This window comes from Streptomyces sp. SA15, assembly GCF_002291145.1.
Lineage (GTDB): Bacteria > Actinomycetota > Actinomycetes > Streptomycetales > Streptomycetaceae > Streptomyces.
Genome location: NZ_NTGE01000208.1, coordinates 1 through 2,961, shown reverse-complemented (window position 1 = coordinate 2,961; position 2,961 = coordinate 1). Strand labels below are relative to the sequence as shown.

The following is a 2,961-nucleotide window of genomic DNA, read 5'->3' as shown; positions in this document are numbered from 1 at the left end:
GCAGGGCGGCCGCGAGGCCGAGCGCTCCGGCGGGCAGGGCGACCACCGTCGTCTCGGCGAGCAGCCTCCCCGCCACGCCGCGCAGGGAGGCGCCACGGGCGCGCAGCAGGACGAGTTCCGTGCGGCGGCGGTCGGCGGCGAGACCGCCCGCCATCAGCAGGACGACGGCGGCGACCGTGCCGGTGCCGAACGCGGCGACGGCGACGAGCGGTCGGACGCCCTCGCGCAGGCGGCCGTAGGAGGCGAGGACCTCGTCGAGATCGGTGGTGACGTTCGTGAGCGGGTCGGTCGCCGCGCGGAGATCGCGCAGCCCCGGGCCGGATTCCAGCGAGGCGATCGTGGAGCGGAGTTCCTCCAGCTCGTGGGCGTGCAGGGCGTCGGCGGCGAGGGCCGGCTGCCAGTACCGCCAAGGGTTGCCGGTCGTGCCCAGCATGGCCGGGGCCGCCTCCGGGGCCAGCAGCAGGGCGCCGAGCCAGTACCGGTCCTGCTCCAAGGACGGACCGGGCAGATGGACCAGGCTGGGGGTGCGCAGGAGGGGCTGGGTCGACCAGTAGGCGCCGACCGGGTCTCGCGGGGTGACGATGCCGGTCACGCGGACGACGAGCGGGGCGCGTTCCACGCCGGGGACGTGGAGCACCGAACCGACCTTGATGCGCAGGTTCTTGGCGGTCTCCGCGCTGACCGCTGCCTCTACCTCGGCCGTCGCGGCGGTGACCGGGCCGGCCGTGCGCGGAAGGCGTCCCGTACGCACGTCCGCGTGGTCGGCCAGGCCCTGCTGGGCCACGAGGGCGACCTGCGCGGGCAGACCGGACGGCCTCGGCAGCCAGGGGTCCGGCACGGCCTGGTCGCGGGTGGTGCGCACGCCGTATGTCGACTGGGCGGGGTCGGTGACCAGCGGCCGTTCGACGGTGGCGAGGGCCCGGGCGTACTGCCGGGACAGGGGGCCGGGGCGCAGGGCCTCCTCCCGTTGCGCCTGGGTCAGTTCGAGGTCGGGCAGCGGGGCGGCGAGCTGGACGCCGGTCTGCTCGGGGCGGGCCTGGTCGAGGGCCCGGCGCAGGCCGGCGTCCTCGTACCGGTCGACGGCCCGCGGGAACGCGGCGGCCAGGCACGCGGTCAGCGCCACCAGCAGCGCGAGGGCGCACGCGGCACCGGGGGCGGACCGCAGCCGGGTGCGGACCCAGGGAGCCAGGACCGGATTCACCTCAGTCGCCCTCCTGCCACTCGCCCTCCCGTTCGCATCCCGCGCGCCCCCGTTCCCGTCACTCGCCCGCCCGTTCGCATCGCGCGCCCCCGGTTCGCGTCACTCGCCCTCCTGTTCGCGCAGTGACGTCACCGGATCCGCCCGGCGCAGCGCCAGCGCCGCCGTGACGAGCACCGGCGTGACCGCCACGGCCGCCAGCAGGACCGCCACGTCGGGAACCGGCAGCTCGACCAGCACCCGCGGAATAGGCTGTGCGGCCTCGGAGGTCAGCACGATCAGCGGGACCACGGCCCGCGTCAGCACGGTGCCCAAAGCCGCGCCCACCAGCAGTGCCAGCGCCACCAGGACGCCCTGCTCGACGGCGATCGTGCGGGCCAGCCGGCGGCGCGGGGCACCCAGGGCACGCAGTACGGCGAACTCGGCGCCCCGCTCCCGCAGGGAGCCCGCCGCACTCACCGCGAAGCCGACCGCGGCCAGCGCCGCCGCCACCCCGGCCGCCGCGGTGAACGCGGCCTCGGGGCCCGCGCCGAACGGGTCGTCCCGCAACCGCTCGGCGATCTCCTCCCGCACCACGACCTGCGCCGGATCCATGTCGGGCCGCGCCCGCAGGGCAGCCGCGACGTCGGCCGTCTCGCCCGGCGCCGTTCGCAGCCACCACTCGGTGGGCGTGACGCTCGTGCCGTACCGCGCCTGAATCACCCGGTTCACGGCCCGCAGATCGACCAGCAGGGCCCCGCCGTCGGCACCGGAGCCGCCCACCGCCGGGCCGTCGCCCACCTCGGCGGCCGTGGTCGGCAGCGCCCGCACCGAGCCCACGATCCGCACCGGTACGGTGCCGCCGCCGAACGGCACGTCCACGCGCTCCCCGGACCGGGCGCCCGCCGAGGACAGGAAGCGGTCGGTCGCGACGGCCGTGACCTCGGGCGGCGCGGGCTGCGCGACCCGCACCCGCACGGTCAGCGACGAGATGACCCACCTCTCCTCGCCCGGGACGTACCCCGTGCGGTACTCGACCGTCGGCGCTCCGGACGACGTGGTCACGCGCGGCTTGGTCGGTTCCGTCCGCCCGTCCGGCGACGACACCTCCCCGTCGCTGTGCACGGTGGCCTTCCAGCCGTCGGGCAAGGGCAGCCGCCGTACGGTCCCGTCGGCGTCCGTGGCGGTCAACTCCTCGACCATGAACCGGTGTTGTTCCGCGCGGCCGATCGGCTGGGTCATGACCAGCTGCAGGTCGGTGAGGGTCAGCGGGCCCCGCGAGGCGGGCAGGTCCAGCGTGTGGCTGCGGCCGTCGGCGGGGAGTTCGCCCGCCGAGATCCGGTAGGGGGTGCCGAAGCGGTCCTCCAGGGTGGCCGTCACGTCCGCCGTCGTGCCGAAGCCCGAACTTTCCAGGGTCGCCGTCAGCCGCAGCCGGGCGGTGTTCGCCGGGACCTTCGCGCCCGCCGTCGTCCCCTTGGGGCCCAGCCCGGCCAACAGCGGCCGTACCGGCTCGGACGCCAGGTCGGGGCGCATCAGCACGGTGTCCGCCGCGTGCGCGGTGTCCAGAGCCAGCACCGTCGCGGTCCGGTCGCCGGACAGCGGCAGCTCCGCGCGCACCGCGGGGGCGACCTGTCGTACGTGCGGCACGGCCGCGTACTCCTCGCTGCGGCCGAGCCCGGCGTCCCCGGCGACGAGCACGCGCACCGGCATCCCGGCGCGGAAGTCGGCCTGGTCGTCCTGCGAGCGGTCCCAGGAGGCGCCCTGCCCGATCGCCAGCATGCCGA

The 2,961-nt window shown here is 76.5% G+C and carries 1 protein-coding gene and 1 pseudogene; both read right to left on the bottom strand.

Features of this window, described 5'->3' with window-relative positions; genetic code table 11:
• A pseudogene (locus CLM62_RS44135) lies at positions 1-1,201 on the bottom strand (ABC transporter permease); the annotation flags it as partial.
• Positions 1,202-1,300: 99 nt separating this feature from the next.
• Positions 1,301-2,961: FtsX-like permease family protein (locus tag CLM62_RS44130; RefSeq protein WP_143659261.1), on the bottom strand; the 1,661-nt coding region annotated here is incomplete at its 5' end.